Annotated in this window: 12 protein-coding genes; 9 read left to right on the top strand and 3 right to left on the bottom strand. The window is 60.5% G+C overall.

All coding sequences use genetic code 11. The features are described 5' to 3' along the window. The first annotated feature begins 1 nt into the window (after position 1). From pilW to JMV15_RS20455, 9 genes are all read left to right on the top strand, one after another. Positions 2-760, top strand: coding sequence for a type IV pilus biogenesis/stability protein PilW (pilW, locus tag JMV15_RS20495; protein ID WP_014719819.1), 759 nt, complete (start codon positions 2-4; stop codon positions 758-760). Then, complete coding sequence (locus JMV15_RS20490; RefSeq protein WP_201491885.1) at positions 760-1,755, top strand: RodZ domain-containing protein; 996 nt, start codon at positions 760-762, stop codon at positions 1,753-1,755. Before pilW ends, JMV15_RS20490 begins: the two co-directional genes overlap by 1 nt. A gap of 2 nt (positions 1,756-1,757) precedes the next feature. Then, entirely contained in the window at positions 1,758-2,867 is a 1,110-nt protein-coding gene (gene ispG, locus JMV15_RS20485) for a flavodoxin-dependent (E)-4-hydroxy-3-methylbut-2-enyl-diphosphate synthase (RefSeq protein ID WP_003175952.1), read from the top strand. Between the two features lie 23 nt (positions 2,868-2,890). Further along, positions 2,891-4,180, top strand: a complete 1,290-nt coding sequence (hisS, locus tag JMV15_RS20480) for a histidine--tRNA ligase (protein ID WP_019817223.1) — start codon at positions 2,891-2,893, stop codon at positions 4,178-4,180. Between the two features lie 41 nt (positions 4,181-4,221). Beyond that, complete coding sequence (locus JMV15_RS20475; protein WP_014719816.1) at positions 4,222-4,863, top strand: YfgM family protein; 642 nt, start codon at positions 4,222-4,224, stop codon at positions 4,861-4,863. Continuing rightward, on the top strand, positions 4,856-6,007 hold the full coding sequence (gene bamB / locus JMV15_RS20470; protein ID WP_014719815.1) for an outer membrane protein assembly factor BamB: 1,152 nt from the start codon (positions 4,856-4,858) through the stop codon (positions 6,005-6,007). Before JMV15_RS20475 ends, bamB begins: the two co-directional genes overlap by 8 nt. 139 nt (positions 6,008-6,146) lie before the next feature. Then, positions 6,147-7,616 (top strand): ribosome biogenesis GTPase Der, encoded by a 1,470-nt coding sequence (gene der, locus JMV15_RS20465; protein ID WP_005791167.1) that lies wholly within the window; start codon positions 6,147-6,149, stop codon positions 7,614-7,616. A 134-nt stretch (positions 7,617-7,750) separates the two neighbouring features. Next, on the top strand, positions 7,751-8,899 hold the full coding sequence (locus tag JMV15_RS20460; RefSeq protein ID WP_014719814.1) for a pyridoxal phosphate-dependent aminotransferase: 1,149 nt from the start codon (positions 7,751-7,753) through the stop codon (positions 8,897-8,899). Then, on the top strand, positions 8,887-9,678 hold the full coding sequence (locus tag JMV15_RS20455; protein WP_201491884.1) for an amidohydrolase: 792 nt from the start codon (positions 8,887-8,889) through the stop codon (positions 9,676-9,678). Before JMV15_RS20460 ends, JMV15_RS20455 begins: the two co-directional genes overlap by 13 nt. A 167-nt stretch (positions 9,679-9,845) precedes the next feature. On the opposite strand, the gene leuA is transcribed toward JMV15_RS20455, so the two are convergent. The 3 genes from leuA to xseA form a co-directional block, all read right to left on the bottom strand. Continuing rightward, complete coding sequence (gene leuA, locus JMV15_RS20450) at positions 9,846-11,525, bottom strand: 2-isopropylmalate synthase (RefSeq protein ID WP_201491883.1); 1,680 nt, start codon at positions 11,523-11,525, stop codon at positions 9,846-9,848. 425 nt (positions 11,526-11,950) lie between these two features. Then, positions 11,951-12,772 (bottom strand): M23 family metallopeptidase, encoded by an 822-nt coding sequence (locus JMV15_RS20445; RefSeq protein WP_073842877.1) that lies wholly within the window; start codon positions 12,770-12,772, stop codon positions 11,951-11,953. A gap of 3 nt (positions 12,773-12,775) precedes the next feature. After that, positions 12,776-14,155 (bottom strand): exodeoxyribonuclease VII large subunit, encoded by a 1,380-nt coding sequence (gene xseA, locus JMV15_RS20440; protein ID WP_054918293.1) that lies wholly within the window; start codon positions 14,153-14,155, stop codon positions 12,776-12,778. Positions 14,156-14,165: the final 10 nt, after the last annotated feature.

Here is a 14,165-nt window from a genome sequence, read left to right as displayed (position 1 = left end):
TATGCCCTTGCGCCTTGCGCTGCTTTTACTGTTTACCGGCCTCGTGGCCGGTTGCGTTTCATCGGGCCATGACAGCCCGTTGCGCACTGATAAAGGCCGTGATGAGGCGCGGGTTGCCTATGTGCAACTGGGTTTGGGGTACCTGCGCCAAGGCATGAGCGAGCAGGCCAAGGTGCCGTTGAAAAAGGCCCTTGAGCTGGACGCTGATGATGCCGATGCCAACGCCGCGCTGGCCCTGGTGTTTCAGGCTCAGGCCGAGCCCGAGCTGGCCGACCGCTATTTTCACAAGGCCCTGGCCTCCCGCCCTGCCGATCCGCGGCTGCTGAATAACTACGGCAGTTTCCTGTTCGAGCAGAAACGGTATGACCTGGCGTCACGTTATTTCCAGCAAGCCGCCACCGATACTCTCTACCCGCAGCGTTCGCGGGTGTTCGAGAACCTTGGTGTGACCTCGATGCGCCTCGGCCAGCGCGACAGCGCCCGCCAGCAACTGGAAAAAGCCCTGCACCTGAACAGTCGCCAGCCACGGGCATTGCTCGAAATGGCTGAGTTGTCTTACGAAGACAGGCATTATGTGCCGGCACGTGACTATTACGAGCGTTTTAGCCTGCTCAGCGGGCAAAATGCACGTAGTCTATTGCTCGGTGTGCGCCTGGCGACGGTTCATGAAGAACACGACACGGCCGCACGTTTTGGCCAGCAACTCGAACGACTCTATCCCGGTACGCCGGAATATCAGCAATACCTGTCGGAGCAATGATGAAAGCCGCGCACCCGGAAGATGTAGCAGCTAATCGCGTCAACCCAGGCGAAACCTTGCGCCAGGCCCGCGAAAGCAATGGTTGGTCGCTGGCGGAAGTGGCCCTCAAGCTCAATTTGACCAGCACCTCCCTGGCCAACCTGGAAGCCGGCGCGTTCGATAAGCTGCCTGGGCATACCTTTGCCCGCGGCTATATCCGCGCCTACGCCAAATTGTTGGGTATCGACCAGGCCGTACTGGTGCAGGAATTCGACCAGTTCACCGGTACCGATGCACAGGGCAGTAATGTCCATGGCCTTGGGCGCATCGAAGAGCCAACGCGGGTTTCCCACACGATTTTGCGGATTGTCAGCCTGTTGTTGCTGGTTGCCGTGGTCGGCGGCGGTTTCGTCTGGTGGCAAGACCAAGCCTCCCTGCGCAGCAAAGACCTGACCAGCAACGCCATGGAGCACGTCGAAGTCGAAAGCGCCGATGGCACCACCCAGATTCATCCGCTGGACGAGCCGGAAGACCAGGCCGTGGTAGAAGGGCAAGCCGCGCCGCAAGCGCCGGCCACTGCCGAACAGCCCACGCCAGATGCTGGCGTGGACCCTGCTGCGGTACCGGCTCCGGCTGTTCCGACCGCTCCCGCAGCACCCGTGGCACAGGCTCCGGCGGCTCCTGCACCTGCGACCCCTGCACCTGCGACCCCTGCGCCAGCCGCACCCGCAGCGCCGGCGATATCGCCTCCCACCACTCCGGCGTTGATCGCCGGTGACGGGCGCGTACAAATTACCTTCATCGCTGACTGCTGGACGCAAGTTACCGATGGCAACGGCAAAGTGCTGTTCAGCGGTTTGAAGCGTAAGGGCGATACGCTTGACCAGGGCGGCAAGCCTCCTTTGACGCTGCGTCTGGGCTTCGCCCGTGGCGCGCAAGTGGCCTACAACGGCCAGCCTGTAGACGTGGCGCCGTTCACCAGTGGCGAGACCGCTCGCCTCAAGTTGGGACAATAGTCATGCACGGCGAATCTCCAATCAAACGTCGCGTATCTCGCAAGATATGGGTCGGCTCGGTGCCGGTAGGTGGCGATGCCCCTATCGCAGTGCAGAGCATGACCAACAGCGACACCAACGATGTAGCGGCCACCGTGGCCCAGATCAACCGTCTGGAAGCGGCCGGTGTGGACATCGTGCGGGTGTCCGTTCCGGACATGGACGCAGCCGAGGCCTTTGGTCGTATCAAGCAGTTGGTCAAGGTACCGCTGGTTGCCGACATTCACTTCGACTACAAGATCGCGTTGCGCGTGGCCGAACTGGGTGTGGACTGTCTGCGTATCAACCCCGGCAACATCGGGCGTGAAGACCGCGTGCGTGCTGTGGTGGACGCTGCCCGTGATCGCGGTATTCCGATCCGCATCGGCGTCAACGCCGGCTCCCTGGAAAAAGACCTGCAAAAGAAATACGGCGAGCCCACTCCGGCAGCGCTGGTCGAGTCGGCCCTGCGCCACGTTGAACACCTTGAACGTCTGAATTTCCAGGACTTCAAGGTCAGCGTAAAAGCTTCCGACGTGTTTATGGCGGTAGAAGCCTATCGCCTGCTGGCCAAGGAAATCGTGCAGCCGCTGCACTTGGGTATCACCGAAGCTGGCGGTTTGCGCTCAGGCACAGTGAAATCTGCGGTGGGTCTCGGTATGCTGCTCGCCGAAGGGATTGGCGATACTATCCGCATCTCCCTGGCGGCAGACCCCGTTGAGGAAGTGAAGGTCGGTTACGACATTCTAAAATCCCTGCGTTTGCGTTCCCGTGGTATCAACTTCATTGCCTGCCCGAGCTGCTCGCGGCAGAACTTCGACGTGGTGAAAACCATGAACGACCTGGAGTTGCGCCTCGAAGACCTGCTGGTGCCGCTGGATGTCGCAGTGATTGGTTGTGTGGTCAATGGGCCGGGCGAGGCCAAAGAGGCTCATGTGGGCCTGACCGGTGGTACACCAAACCTGATTTACATCGACGGCAAGCCGTCGCAGAAGCTAACGAATGACAATCTGGTGGACGAGCTGGAAAAGCTGATCCGCGAGAAAGCGGCCGAGAAGGTCGCCGCTGACGCAGCGCTGATCGCTCGCGGCTGATTGAACGAATTTAAGGATCTGATGTGAGCAAGTCTCTGCAAGCCATTCGTGGCATGAACGACATCCTGCCGGAGCAGACGCCACTGTGGCGCTACTTCGAGAGCACTGTCGCGCGCCTGCTGGATAACTACGGTTACAAGCAGATCCGTATGCCGATCGTCGAGTTCACCGAGCTGTTCAAACGCTCCATCGGTGAAGTGACCGACATCGTCGAAAAAGAGATGTACACCTTCGAAGACCGCAACGGCGACTCCCTGACCCTGCGTCCGGAAGGCACGGCCGCGTGCGTGCGTGCCGTACTGGAACATGGCATCACCGGTGGTGGCCAGACCCAGAAGCTCTGGTACATCGGCCCGATGTTCCGCCACGAGCGCCCGCAGAAAGGCCGTTACCGCCAGTTCCACCAGATCGGTTGCGAAGTTTTCAACCTGGACGGCCCGGACATCGACGCCGAGCTGATCGTGCTGACCTGGCGCCTATGGGGCCAACTGGGCATCCGCGATGCGGTCAAGCTTGAACTCAACAGCCTGGGCACCAGCGAGTCCCGGGGTCGCTATCGCGAAGCCCTGGTCGAATATCTGTCGGCCCACCTGGACAAGCTGGACGAAGACAGCCAACGCCGTCTGAAGACCAACCCGTTGCGCGTGCTGGATACCAAGAACGCCGACACCCAGGCCGTGCTGGTCGATGCGCCGAAAATGGCTGATTACCTGGACGACGAGTCCCGCGTGCATTTCGAGGGCCTCAAGGCTCGTCTGGATGCAGCCGGTATTCCCTACGTGATCAACCCCAAGCTGGTGCGTGGCCTCGACTACTACAGCAAGACCGTGTTCGAGTGGGTCACCGACAAGCTCGGCGCCCAGGGCACCGTGTGTGCCGGTGGTCGCTACGACGGCCTGGTCGAGCAAATGGGCGGCAAGCCGACCCCCGGCGTAGGCTTTGCCATGGGCATCGAGCGGCTGATCCTGCTGCTGGAAACCTTGGAGCAGGTTCCGGAAGAGATTTCCCGTCAGGTGGACGTGTACCTGTGCGCTTTCGGCGAGGCTGCCGAACTGGCGGCCCTGGCCTTGAGCGAAAAAGTACGTGACCAGTTGCCCAACCTGCGCCTGCAGATCAATGCCGGCGCTGGTAGCTTCAAGAGCCAGTTCAAGAAGGCCGACAAGAGCGGTGCGCTTTACGCACTGATCCTCGGCGATGACGAGCTGGCCCAGCAAGTGATAGGTTTCAAACCCCTGCGTGGCCAGGGTGAACAACAGAACATTGCCTTTGATGCGCTCGCTGCGCACTTGGCCACCTGCATCGTGCAGGGTTGAAGCTGTCGAACAGCCGAATTTAGCGATTAAGGAGTATTGGGGTGTCGAGTACTGATGATGAGCAACTGGCCGAGTTCAAGGACTGGTGGCAGCGTAACGGCAAGCCCCTGGTCACAGGCGGCCTGCTGGCGCTAGTGGTGGTGTTCGGCTGGCAAGCCTGGACCAAGTATCAGGCCAACCAGTCCCAAGGTGCCTCGATCGTTTATCAGCAACTGCTGGAAACTACCCTGACCCCGGACGGCAAGCCTGACCCTGCGCAGGTGGCGGATCTGGCCGGCAAGCTGAAGAACGAATTCGGCGGTAGCACCTACGCCCAGTACGGCAGCCTGTTCGTCGCGAAAGTCGCGGTCGATACCGGCAAGCTGGATGACGCCGTCACCGAGCTGAAGGCCATTGCCGACAAGCCGACCAACCCGACCCTGGGTGAAATCGCACGTCAGCGCCTGGCACAGGTATTGGCGGCACAGAACAAGGCTGACGAAGCACTCAAACTGCTCGACGGCGATGCTGACAAGGCATTCGTGGCCACTCGCGAAGAGCTCAAGGGCGACCTGTTGGTCCAATTGGGTCGTACCGACGAAGCCCATGCTGCGTACCAAAAAGCCAAGGCGGCGCTGTCTGATGAAGCGGCGGTCGGTGGCTTACAAATCAAGCTCGACGACTTGGCCAAAGGGGATGCGTGACGTGATCCGTTGGAAACATGCAGCATTGCTGGCTCTGGCCGTTTTGGCCGCGGGTTGCAGCAGCAACAGCAAAAAAGAACTGCCTCCTGCCGAGCTGACCAGCTTCAAGGAAGAAGTGGTCCTGCAAAAACAATGGAGCCAATCCATTGGTGATGGGCAGGGCGACCTCTACAACCTGTTGCAGCCGGCGATTGACGGCGACAACATCGTGGCTACTGATTCCACTGGTGTCGTGGTTGCCATGGATCGCATGAGCGGCGACGTCAAGTGGAAGAAAGACCTCGAACTGCCGGTTTCCGGCGGTGTGGGCGTCGGCTACGGCATGGTGCTGATCGGTACCCTCAAGGGTGACGTGGTCGCGCTGGACTCCAGCACCGGTGAAGAGAAATGGCGCGCTCGCGTGACCAGTGAAGTGCTCTCGGCACCGGCGACCAACGGCGATATCGTCGTGGTGCAAACCCAGGATGACCGCGTGATCGGCCTGGATGCCTCCACCGGCGACCAACGCTGGTTGTACGACAGCACCCCAGCGGTGTTGACCCTGCGCGGTACCAGTGGTCCGATTGTGACCAACAACCTGGCCGTTGCTGGCCTGTCGACCGGTAAAGTGGTTGCCCTGAATACCCAGAACGGCGTGCCGGCCTGGGAAACCCGTGTGGCCATCCCGCAAGGTCGTTCCGAACTGGATCGCGTGGTCGACATCGACGGCGGCTTGCTGCTGTCGGGTGAAACCCTCTACGTCGCCACCTACCAGGGTCGTGTTGCCGCGTTGGACCTGCAAAGCGGTCGCATCAACTGGCAGCGTGATGCTTCCAGCTATGCGGGTGTCGCCCAAGGGTTTGGCAGCGTCTATGTGAGCCTTGCATCCGGCACCGTTGAAAGTGTGGATGAGCGTTCCACCACTGCACTGTGGAGCAATGACTCCCTGGCTCGCCGTCAATTGTCGGCACCGGAAGTCTTTTCCAGCTACGTCGCGGTGGGTGACTTCGAAGGCTACCTGCACCTGCTGAGCCAGGTGGACGGTCGTTTTGTCGGTCGCCAGCGTATCGACAGCGACGGCCTGCGTGCGCGTCCGCTGGTGGTGGGTAACATGCTTTATGTGTATGGCAACGGCGGCAAGCTGGAAGCCCTGACCATCAAGTAAAGGTTTGACTATGCTTGGGGTAACCCCCAGGCGGCCCTGCTTCGGCGGGGCATGCGGCATCTGACGATGCTGCCCCGAGCACCAGCCGCTGCCCTGCAGCGGCTTTTGTATTTTCTGAAATAACGAAGTGGAGAGCCGCATGGTTCCCGTAATCGCCCTGGTGGGCCGACCTAACGTCGGCAAGTCCACCCTGTTCAACCGCCTGACCAGGACTCGCGACGCCATTGTCGGCGACTTGTCCGGTCTGACCCGTGATCGCCAATACGGTGAGGCAAAGTGGCAAGGGCGCTCCTACATTATTGTCGACACCGGTGGTATCTCCGGTGACGAGCATGGCATGGACGAAAAAATGGCCGAGCAGTCACTGCTGGCCATTGAAGAAGCCGATGTCGTGTTGTTCCTGGTGGACGCCCGCGCGGGCTATACCGCTGCCGACCAGATGATTGGCGAGCACCTGCGCAAGCGCAACAAGCGCTCCTATCTGGTCGCCAACAAGATCGACAACATCGATCCTGAGGCAGCCCGTGCCGAATTCAGCCCGATGGGCCTGGGCGATGCGATCCCGGTCGCCGGTGCCCACGGTCGCGGCATCACCCAGATGCTGGAAATCGCCCTGCGCGACTTCCCCAAGGATGACGTCGAGGAAGAAGAGGGCGAGGAAGAGATCGTCGCTGAAGGTGAGGAAGCCAAGCGCATTCCTGGCCCGAGCGAAAAAGACGGTATCAAGATCGCTATCATCGGCCGCCCGAACGTCGGCAAGTCGACCCTGGTCAACCGTATGCTCGGTGAAGACCGCGTTATCGTCTATGACCAACCCGGCACCACGCGCGACAGTATTTACATCCCGTTTGAGCGTAACGACGAGAAGTACACGCTGATCGACACCGCCGGTGTGCGCAAGCGCGGCAAGATCCACGAAGAAGTTGAAAAGTTCTCCGTGGTCAAAACCCTGCAAGCGATCAAAGACGCCAACGTGGTGATCTTCGTAATGGACGCCCGCGAAGGCGTGGTGGACCACGACCTCAACTTGCTGGGCTTTGCCCTGGAAGCCGGTCGCGCCCTTGTGATCGCGATCAACAAGTGGGACGGCATGACGCCGAGCGAGCGCGATTTCGTCAAAATCGAGCTGCAGCGTCGGTTGTTCTTCGTCGAGTTCGCCGATATCCACTTTATCTCGGCACTGCACGGCACCGGCGTGGGCAACCTCTACGCGTCCGTACAGAACTCGTTCAAGTCCGCGGTTACCCGCTGGCCGACCAACCGTCTGACCCAGATCCTGGAAGACGCGGTGGGCGAGCACGCGCCGCCGATGGTCAACAACCGCCGGATCAAACTGCGTTACGCCCACTTGGGTGGTGCCAACCCGCCGATTATCGTGATCCACGGTAACCAGATCGAGAAGGTGCCCAAGTCCTACGTGCGTTACCTGGAAAACACTTACCGCCGTGTCTTGAAACTGGTCGGTACACCGATCCGTATCGAGTTCAAGGGTGGCGAGAACCCATACGAAGGCAACAAGAACACACTGACTGACCGTCAGGTGAACAAGAAGCGTCGTTTGATGACTCACCACAAGAAAGCCGACAAGAAGCGCCGCGACAAGAAATAACGGCAGCTTTGCGTTGTAAGCGACACGCTGCAAGAGAGGGCTCCTTTGGAGCCCTTTTTTATGCGCGACCGTTTGTGCCTTGACCCGATGCAGTGGGCAGCTTAAAACTTGTGGCTCACCTGCAGGGGCTTCCGATGATCACCAGCAAGCTGCCGAATGTCGGCACGACCATTTTCACCACCATGTCGCAACTCGCCGCTGAAACCGGCGCACTCAACCTGTCCCAGGGCTTCCCGGATTTCAATGGCCCGCAAGGTTTACTCGATGCCGTGGGCAAGCATATCGCCCTCGGCCATAACCAATACGCACCGATGACCGGCCTGCCCGTGTTGCGTCAGCAAGTGGCGGCCAAGATCGCCCGCAGTTATGGCGTCACAGTGGATGTCGACAGCGAAGTGACCATCACCCCAGGCGCCACCGAGGCGATCTTTTGCGCGATCCAGGCGGTCATCCGCAACGGCGATGAAGTCATCGTGTTCGACCCCAGCTACGACAGCTACGAGCCGTCGGTCGAGCTGGCCGGTGGTCGCTGCGTGCATGTGCAATTGAGCCTGCAAGGCTTCGCCCTCGACTTTGACAAGATCAAGGCCGCGCTCTCACCGCGCACGCGCATGATCATCATCAACTCGCCACATAACCCCACCGGCGCGCTGATCAGCCGCGCCGAGCTGGACCAGTTGGCCGAACTGATCCGCGACCGTGATATTTATCTGATCAGCGATGAGGTCTACGAACACCTGGTATTCGACGGTGTGCCCCACGTCAGCATATTGGCCCATCAGGAACTGTATCAGCGCGCCTTTGTGGTCAGCTCCTTCGGCAAGACCTATCACGTGACCGGCTGGAAAACCGGTTACGTGGTCGCCCCGCCGGCCCTGACAGCTGAACTGCGCAAGGTGCATCAATATGTCAACTTTTGCGGCGTGACCCCTTTGCAGTACGCTTTGGCAGACTTCATGGCCGAACATCCGGAGCATGTCGACGAACTGCCGGCTTTTTACCAGGCCAAACGTGACCTGTTCTGCGACCTGCTGGCGCCATCGCGCTTGAGCTTTACCCGGGTGACCGGCACTTACTTCCAACTGGTGGATTACTCGCAGATTCGCCCAGACCTGGATGACGTCGCCATGTCCCTGTGGATGACCCGCGAACATGGCGTGGCGACCATTCCGGTTTCGGTGTTCTACCAGCACCCACCCCAAGGCCAGCGCCTGGTGCGCCTGTGCTTTGCCAAACGCGAGGAGACGTTGCGACAAGCGGCGGAAAAACTATGCGCGATCTGAGTGCACTGCCCAATCTGAACATTGCCCTGGTGCAGACGAGCCTGGTCTGGCATGACCGCCAAGCCAACTTTGAACACTTCGAGTTGCTGCTGGAGCAGGCCAAAGGCGCCGACTTGATTGTGCTGCCAGAGATGTTCACCACCGGTTTTTCCATGGAATCAGAAGCCCTCGCCGAGCCGGAAAGCGGCCCCACCCATCATTGGCTCCAAGCCCAAGCGGCAAAGTATCAGGCCGTGATTACCGGCAGTGTGATCATCCAGGCCGCCGATGGCAGCCACCGCAACCGTCTGCTGTGGGCGCGGCCGGATGGTGAGGTCTTGCATTACGACAAGCGCCACCTGTTCCGCATGGCCGGTGAACATGACCATTACACCCCCGGCGAGCGCCAGGTGCAGTTCGAGTTGAAGGGTTGGCGCATTCGCCCGCTGATCTGCTATGACCTGCGCTTCCCGGTGTGGAGCCGCGACGCCCAGGATACGGACCTGCTGCTGTACACCGCCAACTGGCCGGGCGCTCGGCGTCAGCATTGGAATCGGCTGTTGCCGGCACGGGCCATTGAGAACCTGTGTTACGTGGCGGCGGTGAACCGGGTGGGCACCGACGGCAAGGGGTTTGCCTACACCGGCGATAGCCAGGTGTTGGATTTCCAGGGTGAGACTTTGCTGAGTGGAGGGGAGGCGGATGGGGTGTTCCAGGTGATCCTGGATGCGACGGAGCTGGCGGCTTACCGTACACGATTCCCGGCGAATCTGGATGCCGATAGCTTTCAGTTTGTCTGAGGCTCTGAGATTGCTCCCACGCTCTGCGTGGGAACGCCTCTTGGGACGCTCTGCGTACCGCTTCTAAGGGCGGACGCAGAGCGTCCAGGGCTGCATTCCCACGCAGAGCGTGGGAACGATCAGGCCCCTGGATTCTCACCCAGGGGCCTTTTGCATTACGGCAATGCTTACGCCGCTTTGGCTTCCAACTGGCTCAACGAGCGGTTCAGCGCACTGAACAGCGCCTTGAAGCTGGCGGTAGTGATGTTTTCATCGATCCCCACCCCATGCACCGGGCGTTCGCCGTTCACGCGCAGTTCAATGTAAGCCGCCGCCTTGGCATTGGTACCCGCACCAATCGCATGCTCGTTGTAGTCCATGATTTCAACGCCAATCGGCAAGCCGGCCACCAAGGCTTCCAGCGCGCCGTTGCCTTTGCCTTTCCAGTGCAGGTTGGTTTCGCCCTGGCCTTTGCCGGAGACTTCCACCTCGACAAAGCTGTTGCCGTTCTCTTCCTGCAGGCGGTGGCTGACCAGCGCGTACGGCGTGTTGGCTTGCAAGTACTCACGCTGCAGCAAGGCGTAGATCTGTGGCGCGGTCATCTCCAGGCCCACGCGATCGGTTTCGGCCTGTACCACCTGGCTGAACTCGATCTGCATGCGACGGGGCAAACTGATGTCGTATTCCTGCTCCAGCAAGTAGGCGATGCCGCCCTTGCCTGACTGGCTGTTCACACGGATCACGGCCTCGTAGCTGCGGCCAATATCGGCCGGGTCGATCGGCAAGTACGGCACTTCCCACAACGCATCGTCTTTCTGCTGGGAGAAGCCCTTGCGGATCGCATCCTGGTGCGAGCCGGAGAATGCGGTATGGACCAGGTCGCCGACATACGGGTGACGTGGGTGCACCTGGATCTGGTTGCATTCCTCGACCACTTTGCGCACGCCGTCAATGTCCGAGAAGTCCAACTGCGGGTCCAGGCCCTGGGTGTACATGTTCAGCGCCACGGTGACCAAATCGACGTTCCCGGTGCGCTCGCCGTTGCCAAAAAGGCAGCCTTCCACACGATCAGCGCCGGCCATCAGGCCCAACTCGGTGGCCGCCACGCCAGTGCCACGGTCGTTGTGGGTGTGCAGGCTGATGATCACGCTGTCACGACGGTTGATATGGCGACCGAACCACTCGATCTGGTCGGCATAGATGTTAGGGGTGGCGCATTCAACCGTGGCGGGCAGGTTGAGGATCATCTTGTGCTCAAGCGTGGGGTTCCACACCTCGATCACCGCGTCGCAGACTTCCTTGGCGAACTCAAGCTCAGTGGCGCTGAAGGTCTCTGGGGAATATTCGAAGGTCCACTGGGTTTCCGGCTGCTGGGCGGCGTATTTGACGAACAGCTTGGCGGCGTTGACCGCGATGGCCTTGATGCCGTCCTTGTCCTGGTTGAACACGATGCGGCGGAACGACGGCGAGGTGGCATTGTACAAGTGCACAATGGCTTTCTTCGCGCCGCGCAGAGATTCGAAGGTGCGTGCGATCAAGTCTTCACGACCCTGGGTCAGCACTTGGATGGTGGTGTCCTCGGGGATGTGGTTGTCTTCGATCAGGGTGCGCACGAAGTCGAAGTCGGTTTGCGACGCGGCAGGGAACGAGGCTTCGATTTCCTTTACGCCAACGGCCACCAGGGTCTTCCAGAAGCGCAGCTTTTTCACCGCGTCCATCGGCTCGATCAGCGACTGGTTGCCATCACGCAGGTCGGAGCTGCACCAGATCGGCGCTTGGGTGATGGTCTTCGACGGCCAGGTACGGTCCGGGATGTCGATGGTCGGGAACGCGCGGTATTTCGAAGACGGGTCTTTGAGCATGCTCATCGGAAAATCCTTGGTTGTAGGGGCCGAAAAAAGGCGGCCTGCCGTAGAACTGTTATTGGGGATAAAACTTTAGGACGAGGCAGATCGATTCAGCCTGGCAGTCGTGCGCTGACAAGGCACAGGCTGCGGTGCTGGCGGAGCTGAATGAGGGTGTGAGAGGTTTTCATAAGCTCAACCCTAACCGCCGGGGTGAAAGATGGCAAGCAGTCAAGAAAAATTGAGATAAGTTCTTTTGCTGTCTCGAAAATCGAGATTTTATTGCCGTAATTTCGAGTGGTGTGTGTTTTTGTTGCTGTGGGTTTGTCAGGTGCGCAATTGAGGCGACGGCTTGCACCATCGCAGGAAAGCCAGCTCCCACACTGGGCAGCCTTCCAATGTAGGAGCCGGGCTTGCCCGCGATGAGGCCCGTAGTTTCACATTTGATATCAGGGTTGGAACGCGCCGATAAAGATCGCTGGATCTACACGTGCATCGTTCAGGCTGACGTTCCAGTGCATGTGCGGGCCAGTCGCCCGGCCAGTCGCACCCACCTTGCCCACCACCGCGCCGCGCACCAGTTGCTGGCCCACCTTCACGTCGATTTTGGACATATGGCAGAACATGCTGATAAAACCCTGGCCATGGTCGACGAACACCGTGTTGCCATTGAAGAAGTAATTGCCCACCAGAATGACCTTGCCGTTGGCGGGCGTCTTGATCGGCGTACCGGCCGGCACGGCGAAGTCCAGGCCCGAGTGCGGGTTGCGCTCTTCGCCGTTGAAGAAGCGTCGCACGCCAAACTTGCTCGACAGCGGCCCGCTCACCGGTTTATCCAGCACCAGATTGCTCGGCAAGTTCGGGCTGAAACTGCGGTAAGCCTTGAGCTGCACAGCCAGTTCGCCTTCGATGCGCTTGAGCTGGGCCGGGTCAGGGTTGACCTGGCTCTTGTTCTTCAAAGTGATGCGCTGTTCCGGATACTTCTTGTAGCCGACGATAAACGGCAGGTTGCGCCCACCGCTGCTGATGCGCTCGTTGCCGGGCTTGACCGTCAACGGGATGCCGACAATGGCCAGCCAGTTGTCCTGCTCTTTGACCACCAGCACCGGCTTGCCCTGGTAAGTGGCTTTCGGCGCCGTGGCCGAAGGGCCCAGTTCGACGACGGCCACGCCGCCAGGCACCGGTTTGTTCAGGGTTCGCGTGATGTAGCTGTCGGCGTGGGCATTAAGCGTGAGGCACAACAGCATCAACAGGCTCAGTAGGCGTGGCATCGATCAATCCAATAATGAAAGGGTGACGGGTGTCAGGTGGTTGTCTTCCACCCGCACTTGCAATTGGCCTTCACCCAGGCGCGCGGTGAGGCGCTGGCCGGTGTGGGTTTGCGCGGCATTGCGAATCGCCTGGCCGCGCTCGTCTAACAGGATGCTGTAGCCGCGGCCCAGGGTCGCCAGCGGGCTGACCACCTGCAATGTCTGCACTTGGCTCTGCAGTTGCAGACGCCGAGCCTTGAGACCTTCGCGCATGGCGCGGGGCAGGCGTTCGGCGAGGCTGTCCAGGCGCTGGCGCAAGAGTGCCAGTTGACGGCCCGGGTGCTGGCCGGCGAGGCGGGTCTCCAGGCGGATCAAGCGCTCGCGACGGGTATTGAGGCTGCGCTCAAAGGCACGACGCAAGCGCATGTCCAGGTCATCCAGACGCTGGGCCTGCTGGCGCAAGCGCTCGCCCGGATGACGCAGGCGCCGGGCCATGCCTTCCAGGCGCAGGCGGCTGTGGCTCAGGCGGTTGCGCATCAGCATCACCAGGCGGCGCTGCAGGTTTTCTACCTGGCGTACCAGATGGCTGGCGTCGGGAGCCAACAACTCGGCGGCGGCGGAGGGAGTAGGGGCGCGGACGTCCGCCACGAAGTCGCTGATGGACACATCGGTTTCATGACCAACGGCGCTGACGATAGGGGTAACGCAGGCATCAATTGCGCGGGCCACCGCCTCTTCGTTGAAGCACCACAAGTCTTCAAGGGAGCCACCGCCACGGGCCAGGATCAGCGCGTCGAAACCACGAGCGTCGGCGAGTTTCAGCGCCCGCACGATCTGCGGGATTGCTTCGCGGCCTTGCACGGCGGTAGGGATCAGGGTCAGTTCAACGTTCGGCGCGCGGCGGCGGAACACGCTGATAATGTCGCGAATCACCGCGCCGGTGGGCGAGCTGATAATGCCGATGCGCCGAGGATGCACCGGCAGCGCCACCTTGCGTTCGGCACTGAACAGGCCTTCGGCGCTCAGCTTTTCCTTCAGTGCATCAAAGGCCAGGCGCAGCGCACCGTCACCGGCTGGCTCCACGGTATCGAGGATCAGTTGGTAATCACCACGGCCCTCGAACAACGAGACCTTGCCGCGCACCTTCACCGCTAGCCCGTCCTTCAACGCCTGGCGTACCCGCGCCGCGTTATTGCGAAACAGCGCACAACGTACTTGGGCGCCACTGTCCTTGAGCGTGAAATACACATGGCCGGAGGCTGGGCGAGCGAGGTTGGAGATCTCGCCTTCCACCCAGATATTGGTGAACACGTCTTCCAGCAACACCCGCGCACGGCCGTTGAGCTGGCTGACAGTCAGGACTTCGCGGTCCAGGCCCAAACGGGCAAAAGGATCTTTAATCATGGGCGGCAGT

Source organism: Pseudomonas paracarnis, from assembly GCF_904063055.1.
GTDB lineage: Bacteria > Pseudomonadota > Gammaproteobacteria > Pseudomonadales > Pseudomonadaceae > Aquipseudomonas > Aquipseudomonas paracarnis.
Note: the sequence above shows the minus strand (reverse complement) of the source record. Positions and strands in the feature narration are given on the sequence as shown.